The organism is Myxococcaceae bacterium JPH2 (assembly GCA_016458225.1).
In the GTDB taxonomy this organism is placed as follows: domain Bacteria; phylum Myxococcota; class Myxococcia; order Myxococcales; family Myxococcaceae; genus Citreicoccus.
Genome location: JAEMGR010000006.1, coordinates 193654 through 210746 on the forward strand (window position 1 = coordinate 193654; position 17093 = coordinate 210746).

The 17093-nt window shown below is 66.1% G+C and carries 14 protein-coding genes; 5 read left to right on the top strand and 9 right to left on the bottom strand.

The features are described from left to right. Positions 1–138: 138 nt before the first annotated feature. Entirely contained in the window at positions 139–942 is an 804-nt protein-coding gene (locus JGU66_13450; GenBank protein ID MBJ6761774.1) for a TetR/AcrR family transcriptional regulator, read from the bottom strand. Positions 943–1028: 86 nt separating this feature from the next. Here JGU66_13450 and JGU66_13455 point away from each other — a divergent pair, with 86 nt between their 5' ends. Beyond that, entirely contained in the window at positions 1029–1430 is a 402-nt protein-coding gene (locus tag JGU66_13455; GenBank protein ID MBJ6761775.1) for a VOC family protein, read from the top strand. Positions 1431–1919: 489 nt separating this feature from the next. Here JGU66_13455 and JGU66_13460 read toward each other — a convergent pair whose 3' ends face one another. The 3 genes from JGU66_13460 to JGU66_13470 form a co-directional block, all read right to left on the bottom strand. Then, complete coding sequence (locus JGU66_13460; protein MBJ6761776.1) at positions 1920–4040, bottom strand: S9 family peptidase; 2121 nt, start codon at positions 4038–4040, stop codon at positions 1920–1922. Positions 4041–4240: 200 nt separating this feature from the next. Further along, complete coding sequence (locus JGU66_13465; protein ID MBJ6761777.1) at positions 4241–5275, bottom strand: DJ-1/PfpI/YhbO family deglycase/protease; 1035 nt, start codon at positions 5273–5275, stop codon at positions 4241–4243. A 177-nt stretch (positions 5276–5452) separates the two neighbouring features. Further along, positions 5453–7165 (bottom strand): hypothetical protein, encoded by a 1713-nt coding sequence (locus JGU66_13470; GenBank protein MBJ6761778.1) that lies wholly within the window; start codon positions 7163–7165, stop codon positions 5453–5455. A 284-nt stretch (positions 7166–7449) separates the two neighbouring features. Here JGU66_13470 and JGU66_13475 point away from each other — a divergent pair, with 284 nt between their 5' ends. Beyond that, positions 7450–7908, top strand: a complete 459-nt coding sequence (locus JGU66_13475; protein ID MBJ6761779.1) for a GNAT family N-acetyltransferase — start codon at positions 7450–7452, stop codon at positions 7906–7908. Positions 7909–7922: 14 nt separating this feature from the next. Here JGU66_13475 and JGU66_13480 read toward each other — a convergent pair whose 3' ends face one another. Next, positions 7923–8321 (bottom strand): hypothetical protein, encoded by a 399-nt coding sequence (locus tag JGU66_13480; protein ID MBJ6761780.1) that lies wholly within the window; start codon positions 8319–8321, stop codon positions 7923–7925. 162 nt (positions 8322–8483) lie between these two features. Here JGU66_13480 and JGU66_13485 point away from each other — a divergent pair, with 162 nt between their 5' ends. Beyond that, complete coding sequence (locus tag JGU66_13485) at positions 8484–9803, top strand: hypothetical protein (GenBank protein ID MBJ6761781.1); 1320 nt, start codon at positions 8484–8486, stop codon at positions 9801–9803. A gap of 64 nt (positions 9804–9867) precedes the next feature. On the opposite strand, the gene JGU66_13490 is transcribed toward JGU66_13485, so the two are convergent. Then, positions 9868–11349: a DUF5066 family protein gene (locus tag JGU66_13490; GenBank protein MBJ6761782.1), complete on the bottom strand. Its 1482-nt coding sequence runs from the start codon at positions 11347–11349 to the stop codon at positions 9868–9870. 99 nt (positions 11350–11448) lie between these two features. Next, complete coding sequence (locus JGU66_13495; protein ID MBJ6761783.1) at positions 11449–12312, bottom strand: hypothetical protein; 864 nt, start codon at positions 12310–12312, stop codon at positions 11449–11451. Positions 12313–12524: 212 nt separating this feature from the next. On the opposite strand from JGU66_13495, the gene JGU66_13500 reads away from it, so the two are divergent. Both JGU66_13500 and JGU66_13505 read left to right on the top strand, forming a co-directional pair. Next, positions 12525–12818, top strand: coding sequence for a hypothetical protein (locus tag JGU66_13500; protein ID MBJ6761784.1), 294 nt, complete (start codon positions 12525–12527; stop codon positions 12816–12818). A gap of 238 nt (positions 12819–13056) precedes the next feature. After that, positions 13057–13668: a HAMP domain-containing histidine kinase gene (locus JGU66_13505; GenBank protein ID MBJ6761785.1), complete on the top strand. Its 612-nt coding sequence runs from the start codon at positions 13057–13059 to the stop codon at positions 13666–13668. A gap of 78 nt (positions 13669–13746) precedes the next feature. On the opposite strand, the gene JGU66_13510 is transcribed toward JGU66_13505, so the two are convergent. Continuing rightward, positions 13747–15696: an ATP-binding protein gene (locus tag JGU66_13510; protein MBJ6761786.1), complete on the bottom strand. Its 1950-nt coding sequence runs from the start codon at positions 15694–15696 to the stop codon at positions 13747–13749. Positions 15697–15909: 213 nt separating this feature from the next. Next, the gene (locus JGU66_13515) at positions 15910–17091 is read right to left on the bottom strand and encodes a hypothetical protein (protein ID MBJ6761787.1); all 1182 of its coding nucleotides are present in this window, start codon (positions 17089–17091) and stop codon (positions 15910–15912) included. Positions 17092–17093: the final 2 nt, after the last annotated feature.

The following is a 17093-nucleotide window of genomic DNA, read 5'->3' on the forward strand; positions in this document are numbered from 1 at the left end:
CGCAGTTGAAACGCCACGCCTGCTCCAGCGCGTGTCCAGCGTGGTGCCTCGACACTTCGACGTGAGACTCGGGAGGGCTGGGCACATAGCGTGCGGTGCGGGTTCCCGTTTCCGAGTGCACGTGTGATGCGCGGTGCGTCAGGGGGCCTGTCGCGGCGGCCCTGGGCGCTTGCGGCCCTTGCGCGAGACGAGGGCGTCGAGGCCGTCAAGGACGCGCTCGAGGCCGAAGTGGAAGGCGTGGTCCGGGTCGAGCGTGGCGCCGTGCGCGGCGCCCGCGGCGGAGCCGACCCGAGACGCGAGGGGGTAGCGTGCCGGGTCGAGGATGCGTCCCAGGAGCGGCGCGTTCGCGCTCCACCACTCCGCGTCGCTCTGGGAGGACTCCCGTTTGGCGGCCGTGGCCGCGGCGGAGGCGCGCGCCGTGGACTCGACGAAGCCGAGCACGAAGCTCAGCGCGGCATCTCTCTCCACATCCTCCAGCCCGATGCCATCGAGCGCGCCCAACTCGTACTCGTACTTCTCCATCAACCCGGGGCCGAGCGGCGGGCGCAGCGTGGACACCTCTGCGAGCCAGCCGTGGCGCTCGTGCAGGGCGCGGTTGTCGTGAGCCACGGCCTCCAGCCGCGCGCGCCAGCCCGTGCCCCGCGGTGCGCGCCGCTCCATGCGCGCATAGAGCCAGTCGAGCATCAGGTCCACCACCTCCGCCCTGCCGGGGACGTAGGTGTAGAGCGTCATCGGGCCAACCGACAGGCGCTCGGCCAGCTTGCGCATGGTCAGCGCGTCCAGGCCCTCCTCATCCGCGAGCGCGATGCCCGCGACGACGATGGCGTCCACGCTCAGCGTGGGCTTGGGGCCACGCTGCCCCGAAGGAGTGGGGAGGTCCTTGCGCCACAGAAGCTCCAGCGTCCGGGCCGGGTCGCCCGCCCCGCTGCGATGAGAAGCCATGTCTCCCAGTGCCAGAGATGACCTTGACTGGCTACTCCGTACGATGTACGGAATATTGAGTTCCACGAGGTCGCCGAGGGCTCCCCATGCGCGTCACCGCGTCCGCTGTCTCCTTGAATGTCGATGATGTCGTCGCGTCCGCGTCGTTCGTGAAGCGCCACTTCGGCTTCACCGAGGACATGTCGGCGGACGGGTTCGTGTCCTTGTCGCGCAAGGACGTGGGCTTCCAGCTCATCTACCTGCGCAAGGGGCTGGCGACGCTGAAGCCGGAGTCGCTGAAGCACCAGCGGGCGGAGGGGGTGCTCGTGGTCCTCGTGGTCGACGACGTCGACGCGGAGTACCGCCGGCTCCAGACGGAAGGGGTGGCGGTGCTCACGCCCATCGAGACGGAGTCGTGGGGCGAGCGCTACTTCCAGGTGGCGGACGGCAATGGCGTCATCATCCAGCTCGTCCAGTGGGTCCAGGCGCCGCCGGGTGCGGGGGCCTGATTCGCCGGTCCGCTCGCGTCCGGGTGAACAGGCTTTCCTTCCGTGCGACGCCGGTGTTCGAAGTCCGGCGCGGTGCCTGGGCGGAGCGCGCGCAGGCGCCAGGACTCGCGTGACGGTGAAGGTGGAGGTGCCTCGTCAAAGCGGCCTGGGGCAGTCGGGCAAGTGCACGGGGGAGCGGTCACCGTGAAGGGTGAGCCGTGCCGCCGCTCCCGAAGTTCGTGCGCTCGGAAATCTTCCCCGTTCGGAAGCCCTTGCCCAAGGGGCTGAAGGGAACGAAGCCGCTGCCGAGTTCCTCTCGCCGACTCAGGCCCGGCGAGAGCTCATGCAACGGCAAGCAGTCTGATGACTATCAATCTGGTGTCTCAATAATCAGGCGCGGTACACACGCACGAGTCACCCAGTGCGCAGCACGTGTGTCCACCGATGCGGCTCAAGCCCAAAGTGGCATCGGAGGGGCTTCCGGCGCTGCTGTGGTCATCCGCTTTATCGTTATGGGTCGATGCCCAGTTCGGTGAAGACGAAGCTCAAGGTGAATGCCACTTCGCGCAGGAACGCATACCGGTCCGAGGGACCTGCGTGGCCCGTATCCATGTCCATGTGGAGGAGCAGGGGCGTGTCGCGCGTCTTGTTGGCCCGCAGCCGGGCGACCCACTTCGCGGGCTGCCAGTAATTCACCTGGCTGTCGTTCAGCGCGGCCATCACCAGCATCGCTGGGTAGGGCTGTCGTTTGACCTGAGTGTAGGGGCAGTACTGCTTGATGTTGGCGTAGTCCGCGGCGAGGGTGGGGTTTCCCCACTCCGCATACTCGGGAATGGTGAGGGCCAAGGAGGCGTCCAGCATCGCGTCGAGGACATCCACGAAGGGGTAGTGCAGGAGCGCTACGCGGAACAGGTCCGGGCGCAGATTGAGGACCGTCCCCACGAGCAGCCCACCGGCGCTGCCACCCCAGATGGCCAGTCGCTCCCGAGACGTGTAGCCCCGGTCGATGAGCGCCTCCGCCACGGAGATGAAGTCCGTGAAGGTGTTCATCTTCTGGTGTCCACGACCCGCGTCGTGCCACGCCTCGCCGAGTTCTCCGCCGCCGCGCACGTGCGCCGTGGCCACCACGATGCCGCGCTCCAGCATGGAGATGTCATTGGAGAAGAAGCCCAGGGACGGGGTGTCACCGTATGCGCCATAGCCCTTGAGGTACATGGGGGCGCTGCCGTCCCGGCGCAAACCCTTGCGGTACACGAGGCTGACCGGGACTCGCGTCCCGTCCGCCACCGTCACGGACAGCCGCTCCGTCGTGTAGCGTGAGGGCTCATAGCCAGGAACGTGCTGCTGCTTGAGAAGTGTTCGCTGGTGCGTCCTCATGTCGTAGTCGAAGGTGGCGGCAGGGGTGATGGGCGACTGATAGCGGAACCGCAAGACGCGCGTGTTCCACTCCTCGTTTCGCTCCAGGTCCACCTCGTAGACCTCCTCGGGAAAGCTCACCCGGTGTCGCTCCCCCGTGGTGAGGTCGAGCACTGTCAGGTACTGCAGCCCTGCCTCACGCTCGGAGAGCACGAGATGGTCCGCGAAGAGCTCGACGCCCTCCAACATCACCGCCTGCCGAGGGGCCAGCAGCTCCTTCCAGTGTTCCGGGCCAGGTGCCTCCACTGGGGCGGTGACGAGGCGGAACTGGGGGGCGTGGGAGTTGGTTCGGATGTAGAAGAGTCCGCCCCGGTGGTCCACGCTGTACGTGTGACCTTCCTCTCGCGGGGCCACCATGCGAGGCGTTGCCGCGGGCGTGTCTGCCTTCAGCACGCGCACCTCGCTCAGGGTGTTTCCCCGGCTCTGGATGAAGAGGTAGTCGCCCGACCGCGAGCGGGAAAGGGCCAGGTTGAGGCGCTCGTCCGTCTCTTCGAAGGCAAGGGTGTCTTGGGGCTCGCCCAACACATGACGCCAGAGGCGGTGTGAGCGCTTCGCCGCGTCCTCGGTGACATAGAGCAGGGTGCGATTGTCGGCGGCCCAGGCTACGCCATCGACATGGTCGCGCTGTTCAGGCAGCAGTGTCCCGGTGCGAAGGTCCTTGATGAAAAGGGTGTAGTCGCGTGCTCCGGTGGTGTCGATGGAGTACGCCAGGAGTTGACCGTCGTCGCTGACCGTGAAGGCCTTGAGCTTGATGAAGCGGTGTCCGGTGGCGAGCACGTTCAGGTCGAGCAGCACCTCTTCGGGCCCTTCGGGGGAGATGCGCTTGCGACAGTGGATCGGGTAGGGCTTGCCTGCCTCGGTCCGCGAGTAGTGGAGGTATCCACCCTTGCGATGGGGCACGCTGGAGTCCGTTTGTTGGAGGTGTCCGAGCATCTCCTGGTAGAGGCGCTCCTGGAGAACGGCTGAGCGCTGCATGAACGCCCGTGCATAGTCCGTTTCCGCCTGGAGGTAGGCGAGCACCTCGGGGTTGTTCTGCTCTTGAAGCCACGCGTACTCGTCCTGGCGCGTATCCCCATGGAGGGTGATGGCATGAGGGACGCGCTTCGCGATCGGTGGCGCGAGTGGGCTCGCGACGACGAAGGAGGCGGCGCGAGGCGGCGTCGCGCAGGCGACGGTCAGCACGAGGGCCCACGGCATGATGTTCATTGCGTTCATCCAGCCCACCATCCTCTGTCTCAATGTCAGATGCGGTACAGGACCACGCCCAGCGCCTTGAAAGCGAGCATGGCGTGGCGCTGTGGGCGCCAGGCCCGCCGGCACGGGCGCACCGGTGACCACGCCATCGCCGAGCCACCCGGCGAGGTTCCGCTTCCAGACGAGGCGCCGGGTGTCCGTCCTGCGGGCGAGGAGTTCGTTCAGGGCGAGGTGGGCCGAGCGAAGCGCGCCACCACCTGTCGATTGAATGCGGGGAGATCCGCGGGCTGGCGGCTGGTGACGAGCGTTCCATCCATCACCACTTCCTCGTCGACCCAGGTGGCTCCGGCATTCTGCAGGTCCCGGCGGAGGGAAGGGTAGGACGTCACGCGACGCCCCTTCACGCCACCGGCGTCCGCGAGCAGCCACAGCCCGTGGCAGATGGCCGCGACCGGCTTCTTTGTCCGAAGGAAGTCCTGCACGAAGGTCACCGCCTCGGGGACGAGCCGCAGGCTGTCCGCGCTCTCGGTGCCGCCGGGGAGATAGAGCGCGTGGTACGTGTCGGCGCGGACGTCACCGAGGGCGCGGTCCACCGGGAACTCGCTCACCTGTCCTGGTCCCGCCGACGCGCGCACGCTCCCGGCCTTGGGTGCTACCAGCTCCACCTTTGCTCCCGCGTTCTCCAGAGCGCGACGCGTCTCGGTCATCTCGGGAACGTTGAAGCCGTTCGTGACGAGCATCGCCACGGTCCTGCCCGCGAGCGGGCCTGCTGCCAGGGCAGGCGCGTTTGGAATGGCCTTTGAGGCGACGGGCGGCGAGGGAGGGGTGGTCTGCGCGGGGACCTCCGGGCGTGGCTCTTTGTGGAAGACCTTGCTCACGATGGTCCACTGGCCGTTGAGCTTGAGCAGCGAGATGTAGTCGATGAAGTTCCACTTCGGCGCGCGGATGGAGACCTTGGCGACGGCGGCGGTGCCAAAGACATCCACCTGGAGGACCCGGTCCTCGCGCTCGGGGAAGGGGTGCTTCGCCACGTTCTGGATGTACTCCGCGCTCGTCCAGGCCGTGAATGCGCCCTCGGGGCTCACGAAGAGGAGCTTCGACTCGGGATGGAACGCGCGCTGGAGTCGTGCGGCGTCGCCGGACTTCACCCCCTCGGTGTAGTCAGCGACGGTCGCGCGGATGGCGTCGACGTCTTCGTTGGGGGTGGCCATCAACCAGGTGGCGAGCAGGGTCGAGGCCAAGGGAGACAGCATCATGGATTCCTCCGAGAGGGTGTCCCGTCACTCTTGCGTGCGCATCGCCCAGCCAGCGGGGACATTCCGCCAGCGGTGGGGCGGAGCGGTGAGCGGCAGCCATGAGCGGTGAGCGGCGGCGAAGCGCGGTCCGCTCCCCTGAGAGGAATGCAAACAGGGCCGAGGGAACTCCGGCCTGCGCTACGGCAGCGGAACGATGGTGCGCTCTGGGTTCAACGGGCTGAGGAGCGGCCTGAGCCGTTCGGCCACATCAGCGCGCAGGCTCACCATCATCCGATGCGTGCTCGAGCCCGGAAGACGTAGGACGTCATAGGTCTCGTACGCGGTATTGAAGTCCCCCTGGAAGTTCTCCCTGAACGGCGTCAGGTGATGGAATCCTGAATGGAGGACGTACACCGCGGGCCGGACCTCGTTCGCGGTGTAGCGGTAGTCACTTCGGCCATAGAAATTCCGACGTGTTCCATGGTGGGCGAGGTGCTCATCCGTGAGTCCCAGGATGTCGTGGATATACGTATCGGGAAGCTCGAACCCGAGCAGTCCGATTCCTTCGCCAGCCACCACGTCTTCCTTTCGCAGTCCTGTGCGGAGTGCGCGCGCAATGACTCCGTAGAAATCGGCAGGTTGCTCCAGTTCCCAGTGCATGCGAGGGAAGAAGTGGACCTGCGATGCCTCCACGTACATCCCGAGGCCCGCTGCTGTGGCCAATGCAATCCCTGCCACCGGCCGAAGCCCAGCGCGCACCCGCCGTGCCCCGGTGCCCAGGGCGCTCAGGCCCGCTGCTGCAGGAAACATCAAGAGGGGGGTGTACATGGTCAGCAGCCGGAAGTGCGGCATCCAATCCCCTCCCTGAAGCAGAACGAGCAGTGAGGCGCCCATCCCCGTCAAGCTGCCGAGCCACGCCGATGGCGAGCGAGGGGGGAGGATGGTGCCCAGGACGGACAAGATGATGAGGAGCGGGGTCGTGAGGAAGAATCCCCAGAGATAGCTCGCGCCGTTGCGCGCATTCACGAGCAGCTCGGGGACATTCGAGAGGGTGACCGCCTTGGCCGCCACGCTGTTGGGCATCGCGTGCCCGTAGAAGAACAAGCGACCTCCCGTCACAGTGGTGATGATGACGCCCCACCCCAGGGCCATCCGCAGCACATCCCTTTGGGACTCGCGCGCGTCGTTGGACAGCCGCCGAGCCACCAATAACCGGAAGACGGCGAAGAGAGGGAGCAGCGCGGCGGACTCGGGGCGGGTCGTGAAGAGGAGACCTCCGAGGATGGCGGGTACGAGAGGCCGGCGGCTTGTCAGCACTGCGCCCGCTGTTTGGACCAAGAGCAGGCTGAAGAGCCCTGCCTCAAGCCCGTTCACGGCGTTGACGAAATAGCCCGGGAGGGTGGCAGCCAGCAGGGCTGCGCCCCACGCTGCATTCACAGGCACGCGCAGCCTGAGGAGGAATCTCCAGGATTGCACCACCGCGGCGATTGCGAGCGCCCCGCCGAGGATGCTGCAGAAGAGATCCGGGCGGATACCGAGCGACAAGGGAATGGCCGTGATGAGCGTCCAGAGGAGGTTGGTGAACCCCTCGACTCTTTCCGTCGTGTTGTAGACGAACCCGTGCCCGTGGATGAAGTTCCAGGCGTGCCGGTAGCTGATGTAGGCGTCATCGACGATCTCCTTTTGGGAGAACGCGAGCCCAATCAGCGGCAGGGCCAGGAGTGCCGCGCCGCGGGCTCGATGTGAAAGCCACGAGCTGGGCTCGGGTCGCCTGGGTGTGCCCGGTAGCCCTGCCTGAGGGGGCCCGATGGGGTCGGTATTCCTCTGTGAAGAGGGGCGAGCATCACTGGGCTGGAATGAGGCATTCGGGTTCATTCGGGACACTGACCCCAGTTGGCGGCTGTCGAGCACGGTGTCTGTGCATCGTCCTGGATACGTGGGCGACATTCCAGAGGTTCTCCGGAAAGGATTTGCAGTTGCACATGGGCACTCTTCTTCGGCGCCAGCATGCGCGCCCGGCAAGGACGCGTTGGCGATCTCTCGTTTGTCAGGGATTCCCCGCACCACGCAGCCAGAGCAGAAAACGCAGCCGCAGGAGGACGTCTCGCTTTCGTTCGACGGCGCAGAGCGCTCGGCAAGCCCGCTGACCTCAGAATGCACCCGAGACTGCGCCTCGAGAGAATAGTCTCCGGGGCATGTCCCCCGTGACCTTCCGCATCGCCACTGCCGCCGACCTGTCCTCCATCCTCGCGCTGCTCGCGGATGACGCCATCGCGCGCACTCGTACGGGCTACACCGAACAGCCTGTGCCGTCCGTGCGCGCGGCCTTTGATGAGATCTCCGCGGACCCGAACAATGAGCTCATCGTGGGGGAGCTGGATGGGGAGGTCATCGCCACGTTGCAGCTCACGTACATCCCGGGCCTGAGTCGCGGTGGGATGCGACGGGCGCTGGTGGAGGCGGTGCGGGTGCGCTCCGACCTGCGGGGCCGCCGCATCGGCGAGGCGCTCATGAACGATGCCATGGAGCGCGCGCGTGCGCGGGGCTGCGGAATGATGCAGCTCACCACGGACAAGCGCCGCCTCGAGGCCCACCGCTTCTATGCGCGGCTGGGCTTCGCGGCGAGCCACGAAGGCATGAAGCGCCTCCTCTGAACGGCGCGAAGGGCCTACTCTCCGATGACGTTGATGACCGTGCCGTCGTGCGCGACGACGCGGAGGCGATTGAAGCCCCACAGGCCGCTGGTCTGGACGCCATTCACATACAAGACAGCGTCTTGCCGAGGACCCGAGAGCCCAATCTCCATCACCGCGACGCCATTGTCGCCCTGGGACTTCATGCTCGCCTTGAACATGAAGTCCGAGCTGACAGGGCTGCCCAAGGCCTGGGTGACCTGTCGGTGATTCCGCACGCGCTCGACGGCCTGCTCGTAAGGGCTTGCGCTGCGGATGTAGAAGAAGCCCGCGAGGCCACAGCTTCCGCAGAGCAAGGGAATGCCCAAGGCGGCCATGAGGATTCGGGGAGCCCAGGAGCTTTGAGGCTGCGTGCCACGCGCAATTCGTGCCATGCGAGGAACCTCCTCGCTCGACCATACCCTGACTGGGCCTCCCATGGGCTCCACCCCCAGCTCTGCCGCGTCGTGCGCGGGTCCGCGGTGACCGCCGCTCGCCCACTCAGCGCGCCGCGCTGCTAGTGTCCCGAGCGCTACCGCACGAGGAAGGGGCCGGGGATGATCATCGTCTATCAATCGCTGGAATCGACCGGCAAGACGGAGGACTCGTTCGGGACGGCGTTGATGGGCAACTCGTTCAAGCACCAGGCCCAATCCAATGCGGGCGAGATCTACTCCCTGGACGCGAAGCGCAAGCTCTCCTACCAGACGCCGGTCTATGACACCGGCTTGAAGAAAATCACCTATCCCTGGTCGGAGATTGAGTTCGCCACCGGGCCGGAGTCCAAGGCCCTGTCGGAGCGATATCGCGGACTCCTGGAGACGACGGGCCAGGGCAAGGCGGAGCTGAAGGCCTTCCTGGAAGGCGTCATCGACACCATCAAGAAGAGCACGATGAACCGGACGCAGTCGCGGGGCGTGCTTCCCAGCACCCGGCTGCCAGACCTCATCGTGCTGGGCGAGGCCTTCACGACGGACATCCAGAAGGACTTGGGTGTGAAGTCCGTGGGCGGCTACGAGATCGTCACCGGCATGAACCCCACCGGAGACTCGCGCCATCGATTCGTCGTCTTGCGGAACGAGCACTCACGCTCCAGCCTGGGTGACGTGGAGTTCTTCCCCTACGAACTCACCTCCAGCGAGAACAAGGACGAGCTTGCCCGCTGCGTCATCCTGAAGGTCATGGGTTGGGTGATGGCGTTCGTGCACACGCCCAACAAGATCTGCAACGACGGCCCCCGCGTCCTCCGCTATCTGGCGAACAACGCGCGCAACACCACGACGCAGGAACAGCTCGATCTGGTGATGGGGGACACGAACCAGAAGACCAGTGACTTCGTCCCCTCCACGCTGAAGAACCAGCTGGGTGGCGGGGACTGGGTGACGAGCATCATCGACGAGAAGCAGGAACTCGTCGGGTTCGGTGGGCACAACACGTTGAGCATCTCGGGGACGAACAGCAACTACAAGACGCACTTCGACATCGCGTGCTCCCATCAGGTGACGGCGGTCATCCAAGACGGGAAGGCCCTGGGGTTCGACGTGGAAGACCCTCACGTCAAGCCGGTGTTCGTCTTCCACGGCCTGACGGACAAGTACACGACGCTGGAAGGCAAGGCCTACGCCTACAGCGACCACAATGGCGTCATCGTGGAGGTGCTGCGCTGGAAGGACGAGCCCGCCCGGCGCGAGAAGAAGCGCCGAGAGGAGCGGTGCTCGGATTGCCGGCGGCCATTGACCGCGTTGGACCTGCTCGCGGGCAAGCACCTGACCTGCCCGCGTCAGCCCCTGGCCATCGAGTGGAAGCCCATCGGAGGAGACGACGAGGACGACCTGCCCCTGCACCAGGCGAAGCGGCGGAAGCTCGGCCCTACGTGAGCCAGGAGATGACGAACTTGTTCAGCTTGGCGTACGTGTCTTCCCTCCGCTTGGCGAGGTCTGTCTATCCGACCCGCTTCCGCGCGGCGGTCACCTGTGGGTGCGTGCTGAACGTCTCCTTGTGCTTCGCGTTGCGCTTCTTCGCGGCTTTCAGCAGGGAGGCGAAATCGATGGTGCAGTGGACGACGGCCTTGGCCTCCTCCAGCACGTAGTGAATGAGCGACGCTGCGCTGAGCCACAGCTCTGGCTGATCGTCGAAGCGCGCGATCGGATATTCGCCGTGCGCGTCGGGCGCACCCGTATAGAGGAACAGCTCCTGATCGCCGGGGCTCGCGAGTTTGATGCACGCAGGGAGGTCGTCTGCGCTGTTCCACACGGGCACGTCCTTCGGCAATTTCGCCAGCGCACGGAGGCCCGTCGTGTCGTCGTGCTTCACCGCCGCGCGCACGAGCTTCTCGACGTCGACGGACGACACCGGCGCCTTGCGCTCACGCAAGAGCGGCTCGAAGAGAGGCAGTGCACCCGCGAACAGCGTGAAGTTGCGGTCGTAGCGCAGGATCGTCTTCGCGCTCTCGGGTAGCTCGACGCTCTCGCCCCGCCCGTCGCGCTTCGTGGCGATGCGGATCTTCGCGATCTCCGCGGCGGACAGCGGCTGCTTCTTGCTTGTGATTCCCAGCTCGGCGCGCAGCGCTTCGGCGATCGCCGAAAACTGAGCGTGAAAGTCCGCCGGCTTCTTGACGACGATCTTGTCGCTGGCGCGCAGGCGTTCGAGCTCGCGCTTGCTGACGCGCTGCTCGAGCCGTGTGAGGCGAAGCTTCGCGTAGGGGCGCACCGCATACCAACTGGCCTCGAGCCCCGCGCGATAGAGGCGGTCGGCTGTCGCGAAGTCGCCACGCTGCTCGGCGAGGAAGCCCCGGTTCACGTCGCTGCCTGTGTAGCAAGCTTCGGCCCGCTTTGTGTCGCCGAGCGCGAGGTAGGCGGCGCCTGCAAAGAGCGCGTACTCGACCGGAATAGCGCCCTGCTTCACACCGATGCGTGCGAACACTTGCTTCGGCTGATCCTCGCGCAGCGCGATGACGGCGAGGACCTGCGTCGCTTCCCGCAGGAAGTGGGAGTGCGCGTCGGCAACCACCGCTTCGAGCAGCCTCTTCGCTTCGGCGTAGTCTGGCCGCGAACCCTCCGTCTTCGCGCGCCAACGCTTCGTCGCTGCTTCGATGGCTCTTCGCGCTGGGTCCCATGCCTCGCCGAGCGTCGTATTCGGGATGAAAGGAAACGCGGCGGGGTCGTGCTGCGCCCAGTACAGGCGATCCGCTTTTGCGAAGAGCGAGAGAGCGATCTCGAGGCGCCTGAGACCCATCTCCGACTCGGGAACGAAGGGGCCGCCGCCGTTCGGATAGCGCAGCCGCTTGCGGAGCGCCGGCTCGAGCGCGGCCAGCCATTCGAGGATCGCGAGCCGCTTCGTGGGCGACTCGAGCGCCATGTATTCAGCGACCTTCTTCTTGAGGTCGGCCAACTGCGGCGAGCCTGGTGCGTTCTTCGTGGCCATCAGGGCAGCATATACCGACGAAGAAACCCGCTGCGTCATCCTGAAGGTCATGGGCTGGGTCGCTGCCCATGCCCCAGGCGAAGCGGCGGAAGCTCGGTCTTACGTGAGCCAGGAGATGACGATCTTGTTCATCTTGGCGTACTTGTCTTCCATCAGCTTGGCGAGGTCCTGGCTCAGCGTGTTGGCATTGCCGTCGCCTTCGAAGACCCCGTAGTTGGGGTCGAAGAGCGAATAGGTCCCGTCGCCTTCCGTGAACAGGGCGATGGAGTGCGCGCCATCCCCGTAGAAGCCAATCTCGAACATGGCGGGATCTTTTCCCGCCATCAAGGCGAACTGGCTGGCGATGGTGCCCGCGTGTGACCAGTTCAGGGCGTCAGCGAAGAGGGTGCGCTTCTTCTCGACCTTGAGGTCCTCGGCGACGACCATCTTGAGCGTCAGGGAGAAGACCTTGCGCATGATCTGCTCCGAGGCCGTCCCCGTCTCCCCGAGGAGTTGCTCGTATTCCGAAGCGAACATGTGCTGGAGCTGGCCCTGGGCGCCGCGCTCGCGCAGGAGCTGTTCTCGCCGCTGCGCACGGAACGTCTGCAGTTGCCCGAGCAACTGGATGTGCATGTCGGATTCGTCGGTGCGGAGCTGGTTGATCATCCCCTTGAGCCCCGTGATGGCGGGGACGAAGCTCTCCGCGGCTTCGTGCGCCTGCTCAATCTCGGTGCGCAGCTCCTTCTGGAGGCGGCTCGCCATCAGGCCCTGGGTCTCGAAGTCCACCCAAAGCTCGCGAAACTTTCCGCCATGCAAGAGCGTGGAGATGCTCGCTGTATTGCTTTTCCCTGAGCTCCGAAGCTCCAGCCACTGAAGCGACAGGATGAAGCAGATGCCGCGGAACTTGTACTTCTCGATGATGCTCGCCTGTTTCTCGAAGAAGGCGACCTTGGTCTGGTTGAAAGGGCACTGCGCCTTGCGCATCGACGGGCTCCTACTTCGGGGCGTGAAACACGAAAATCGATGGTCGTGTGTTCACCGTCGTGGGTCAAGGCGCGATGCCAGGAGGACCCGTCGATGCCTACTCTCCGTGCGGGGCATCCTCGTGCAGTCTGGTTCAGCGACACCCTGTCGGAATTCCTGATAATCCCGGGTGGACACATCCCGGGATACAGGCGCTGGATAGAGTGAGGCGCGTGAGCAACACGCCAGACCTCCCGACACCGGATATCACCCAAGCCCCGCTGCACGCGGTGGGCGCGTCCTTCCTCGTGCGGTGGCCCCGGATGTTCGGCCCCGTGGTGTTGCTGGCGGCGGGGATGCTGCACTTCTCGGGTGCTCCGAGGAAACAGACGCTCACGCTGCTGCTGGGCGCAGCGGTCATGCTCGGCTTCTTCATCGTCGAGGCGCTGCGCTTCCGGACGCGCCCTGTCTCCGAGCGGTATCTGTTGGGCTCCCTTCTCTTCTCTGGGGTGGGCATCACTGGGTGACATGCGGGGCGCGCAGCCCCTTCTCTCGCTGCTCCTCGCGCCTTCCGTGACGGCTTTCGCCGCCTTCGGGCGCTCCTGGCGAAGTGCGCTCGCGGTGGGGACGCTCCTGGCGAGCCTGGGCGGGCTTCTGTGCTGGCCCTCACTCTCCTGCCCACCCAGCGAATCCCCCTGGCAAGAGGCGATGACGGTCTGCGCCGCGAGAGCCTGCGCGCTGCTGCTCAGACAGGGAGTCTCGGGGGTGACGGGGGCCTATGTGGACACCGCGCGACGGCTCGCCGCTGCCCGCCAGGAACTGCTCAACGCCGCGGCGCCGCGCGCCCGCCCGCCGGAGGCCGTGGGTGGCCAGGCGGCGCAGGACATCGAGAATCTATTGGTCACGGTTCGCGTGATGCTGGACCTCGCCGCCGAGGGCTCCCGCAGCTCGTGCGCACGCCTTCGCCTGGGCGGGGTGATGTTCGAGGTCACACGCCTCGAAGACATCCTCCGGGACTCCCTGGGTTTCTCGCGCCCCTGGGTGGAGCCCCGGCGAGAGGAGGTCGACGTCCAGCGATTGCTCCTGCAGACCTCGGCGGAGGTGGAGACCCGCGCGCGGGCGCGCGATGTGGTGGTGTCCACGGAAGGCCCTCCGCTCCTGGCGAACGTCGACCCGCATCGGCTCGGAGAAGCCCTCTTCAACGTGATGGCCAACGCCGTGGGGGCGTGCGCGCACGGAGCCGTAGTGGGAGTCCAGGCGATAAGGGAGGCTGACGGTGTGAGCATCCTCATCCGTGACGGAGGCGACGACACGTCTCCGAGAGTCCGCGCGCGTGCGGGCACGCCCTCCTTCACGATGCAAGAACAAGCCTCCTAGGTCTGGACGCGGACCCTTGTCTTTGTCCGAGCGACAAGCGACTCGGGCGACGATGCCTCCTCTGCGTGCGAGGCATCCTCAATCAACGAGCAGTCGCTTCACGGGCGCGGGGTCGATGGCCACCATCAGAGGCCGTGTGAAGTTGCTGAAGGAGACGAGCGCCTGGCCCGGTGCGAGCCGGGTCACTCGGTTCCACAGGCTTTCATCGATGGTGCCCACGGTCCGCTGCATCCGGGAGATGACCGCGCTGTCGGTCATCTTGTGGATGATGAAGTTGTTGAGCAGTCCAAGCACCTCGTTGGGAAGGTGCTGGGGTAGCTGGGTGACGAAGACCAATCCCAGCCATCGCTTGCGGCCACGCTTGGCGATGCGCGCCACTTGCTCGAACAACACGGGCATCTGACTGATGCGACTGGCGGACAGGAACTCGTGGGCTTCCTCGATGATGATGAGTACGGGGGTGACGGCCTGCTCGCGGGCATTCGCTTTCTCGTAGCGTGCTTCCTGGGCGTCCTGGATGCCGCGCAGGATGTCCGCGATGACCAGGTTGTTGAGCTGGGGCGAGTCCGTGTCCGACAGGTCAACGACAGACACCCGGCCGGGTGCGAGCATGGCGCCATAGGCGACCCCCGGGATGTTGCCCACGTCGAAGATGTTGAGCCGGCGGAGGCGGTGGAGCTTGCTGGCCAGGGCCTTCCAGCTGATCTCGTGCTTGCTGCTCTGGGCCATGACCCGGGCCATGACGCGGCCCGGGTTGGCCTTGAACTCGCTGTAGAGCGTGGGCCCGTGGGCCGCCGAGGAGAAGCCGTCGTCCGCAGCCGCTCCCTCCAGGTCCCCGAGCCCATCGAGCAAGGACTCCTTGCGCTTCGACGTGGAGCGGGAGCGGCTCTTGGACTCGGCGCGTCCCTCGTCACTGAGGCTGTAGATGTAGGCGCTCACGACGTCCAGCACGTGCTGGATGGTCATCCGAGGATAGCCCGTCGACAGCTCGTCCACGTCGAGCGCCTCGCGACGGTCCTGCTCGGTCTGGGGGTAGATGCCGAAGTCCTCCAGGAGCAGCTTCGTGACGTCGTAGGCCTTGAGGAAGCGCTCTTGCTGCGCGTCCGACATGTCCAGGATCTCCGCCAGGGCGTAGGGCGAGAGGCTGGAGAAGTTCAGCGAGAACCGGTGCAAGTTCTTGTGCTGGGGATTGCGACTGGAGCGTCCTGCGAGGTGGTGGATGTGCAGGTCTCGGACGCCCTGGGGCCGCAGGTTCCTCCGCTTGAGGGCTTCCAGCATGGCCGCGTTCTCGGTGGGCTCGTCCACGCGTGTGTATTCACCTTCCACGTCGAACACGACAATGGCGATGCCTTCCGCCTGGGCGCGATGGATGAGCGTGGCCACCGTGGTGGACTTGCCTCCGCCCGTGGTGCCGAGGATTCCGGTATGACGAGGCAGGATGCCCTTGTCGCGTGCGTTGAGTCGGGCCTCCATTCGTTCGTAGCCCACGACGACGCCAAGGCAGAGGTCTCCGCTCACGCCGAGCACGCGCTCGCTCTCCGCATCATCCAGCACGAACACGGGGCTCTGGGGGCGCGGCCGGAAGCGAGGCGGCTTCAGTGCCCCTTCGACCTCCTCGCCCAGCAGCTCCACCTCGGCGCGGCCGTGATAGTCGAACGTATAGGTGAGCTTCTTGCCATGGGTGACCACGCCAATGGCCATTGTCGAATTGGCGGGGACCGCGTTGGGTTCCGCGAAGGGACCTCGGACGACGACGCCCAGATAGGCGCGCCCGTCCTCGCGTGACTTCACCCGCACCAGCGTCTGCGACGCGAGCAGGTGGAGATCGTCGCGCGTGAGGAGGACGGTCAGGAGGTTGTCCGCGCTCGAGGAGGTGTCGAAGTGCGTGAAGCCCGCCGCCTTCTCCAGTTCGGGATCGATCTGGGGCGCCGTCGCGTCGTTCCGCATCTCATCGAGGACCGCGCGGGCCTCGGGCGGGGTGGTGCGGATGACGTCCGGGCGTGCTGCTCGCGCGGCGGGGGGCGGCATGGGCGGCGGAGTCTGCGGCACGTTCCGGGGCGCGCTCCCGGCCCCCTCCGTGACAGTCCGAGGGGACTCTCCGCGCGGTCCCCCGACTACCTGGAACGACGGCGCACGACCGTTCACGCCGGAGTGGGGGGAGCCCCGCCCGGTCTCGAACTCGAACACTCCATTGCTGGGCGGCCTCGGCCCTTTCCCATCCGTGTTCATGGTGTTCCCCCGTTAGCGGCGCGGCGTGCGCTCGCTGAAGAACTGAAGGTTGGCTCCGGCCTGGGCGTAGGCGTCATGGACCAGCCCAAGGAATCCGTCGTCGCCAAAGGCGGTGCGGCACGTCATCTCCGCGACGTCGAGCAGCATCGGGAAGCCCCGCTCCGGACGCAGCATGCTGTCCGCCATGGCGATCCACGCGGCTTCGTGGACGTGCTCCCGGTGGGCGTAGAACAGCCGAGGCGCGGAGTAATCCGAGACGCGATACAGCCCCTTCACGATGTTGGGGGTCGAGTCCCGCACGAACTCCCAGGCCATCCGCTTGCTCTTCGCGCCGTACTCCCAGCCCTCGACGATGTCCTCGCTGTCGCTCTGGAGTGTCTCCAGCAGGCAGTACTCGCCCGCGTCGAGCGCGAACCCCATCGTCAGGAACCCCCGGTCATGCAGCGCGCCGGAGACGAAGACGAACTTCTTGTGCTCGTGGATGAGTCGCTGCAACACCGACAGCGAGCAGCGCAGCAGGCTGGCGAAGCCAGAGCCCGAGAGCAGCTCGTGGGCGCAAGGGTTGCCCAATCCCATCCGCCACTCCGCGGAGGATTTGGTCAGGAGCGCGACGCGTTCGGCATACGTCCGGATGCCCCGACACGCCATGCGCGACAGGGTGTCCTTGGGGCCCTTGTAGCGATTCTGCCGCATCGCGATGAAGTCCTTCGCCTCCTGGAGTGGGTTCGTGGCGCGCGAGGACATCTCCTTGCGGAACAGCCGCTGCGAGAAAGCGCCCGTGGTGCCCTGATAACCCACGATGCCGACCCCGAGCTGGGAGATGCCAATGGGCAGACTGTCATGCGCGGCATGACTCCCCGCCACGGCGTCGACCTTGCCCCGGAACAGCAGCCGCTCGTGGATGAGGGAGATTTCCTCGGGGGTGACCTTGTAGACGCCCGCCTCGGGCAGGGCGCGGCTTCGCGTCCCCAACATGGGGAAGATCTCGGACCGCACGGCCGCGCGCAGGCGCCCCTCCTTGTGGACCGCTGTCGCGATCTCCTGGCGGAAGCGCTCCATGACGCGGTCCAGGTCGAGCCCCGTGGACCAGCGGTCGAGGTCCAGCGTGGAGGAGAGCTCCTCGCCAAACGCCTCCCGGTAGTCGTCATCTCCATACATCGTGTCCGGCACTTCAGGTGGTGCCCCTCGCGACATGT

What these genes read in the sequence shown, in the direction of transcription:
- JGU66_13450 (MBJ6761774.1), bottom strand. Translation starts at nt 942, where the DNA reads ATGGCTTCTCATCGCAGCGGGGCGGGCGACCCGGCCCGGACGCTGGAG.
- JGU66_13455 (MBJ6761775.1), top strand. Translation starts at nt 1,029, where the DNA reads ATGCGCGTCACCGCGTCCGCTGTCTCCTTGAATGTCGATGATGTCGTC.
- JGU66_13460 (MBJ6761776.1), bottom strand. Translation starts at nt 4,040, where the DNA reads ATGAACGCAATGAACATCATGCCGTGGGCCCTCGTGCTGACCGTCGCC.
- JGU66_13465 (MBJ6761777.1), bottom strand. Translation starts at nt 5,275, where the DNA reads ATGATGCTGTCTCCCTTGGCCTCGACCCTGCTCGCCACCTGGTTGATG.
- JGU66_13475 (MBJ6761779.1), top strand. Translation starts at nt 7,450, where the DNA reads ATGTCCCCCGTGACCTTCCGCATCGCCACTGCCGCCGACCTGTCCTCC.
- JGU66_13480 (MBJ6761780.1), bottom strand. Translation starts at nt 8,321, where the DNA reads ATGGCACGAATTGCGCGTGGCACGCAGCCTCAAAGCTCCTGGGCTCCC.
- JGU66_13485 (MBJ6761781.1), top strand. Translation starts at nt 8,484, where the DNA reads ATGATCATCGTCTATCAATCGCTGGAATCGACCGGCAAGACGGAGGAC.
- JGU66_13490 (MBJ6761782.1), bottom strand. Translation starts at nt 11,349, where the DNA reads ATGGCCACGAAGAACGCACCAGGCTCGCCGCAGTTGGCCGACCTCAAG.
- JGU66_13495 (MBJ6761783.1), bottom strand. Translation starts at nt 12,312, where the DNA reads ATGCGCAAGGCGCAGTGCCCTTTCAACCAGACCAAGGTCGCCTTCTTC.
- JGU66_13510 (MBJ6761786.1), bottom strand. Translation starts at nt 15,696, where the DNA reads ATGCCGCCCCCCGCCGCGCGAGCAGCACGCCCGGACGTCATCCGCACC.
- JGU66_13515 (MBJ6761787.1), bottom strand. Translation starts at nt 17,091, where the DNA reads ATGTCGCGAGGGGCACCACCTGAAGTGCCGGACACGATGTATGGAGAT.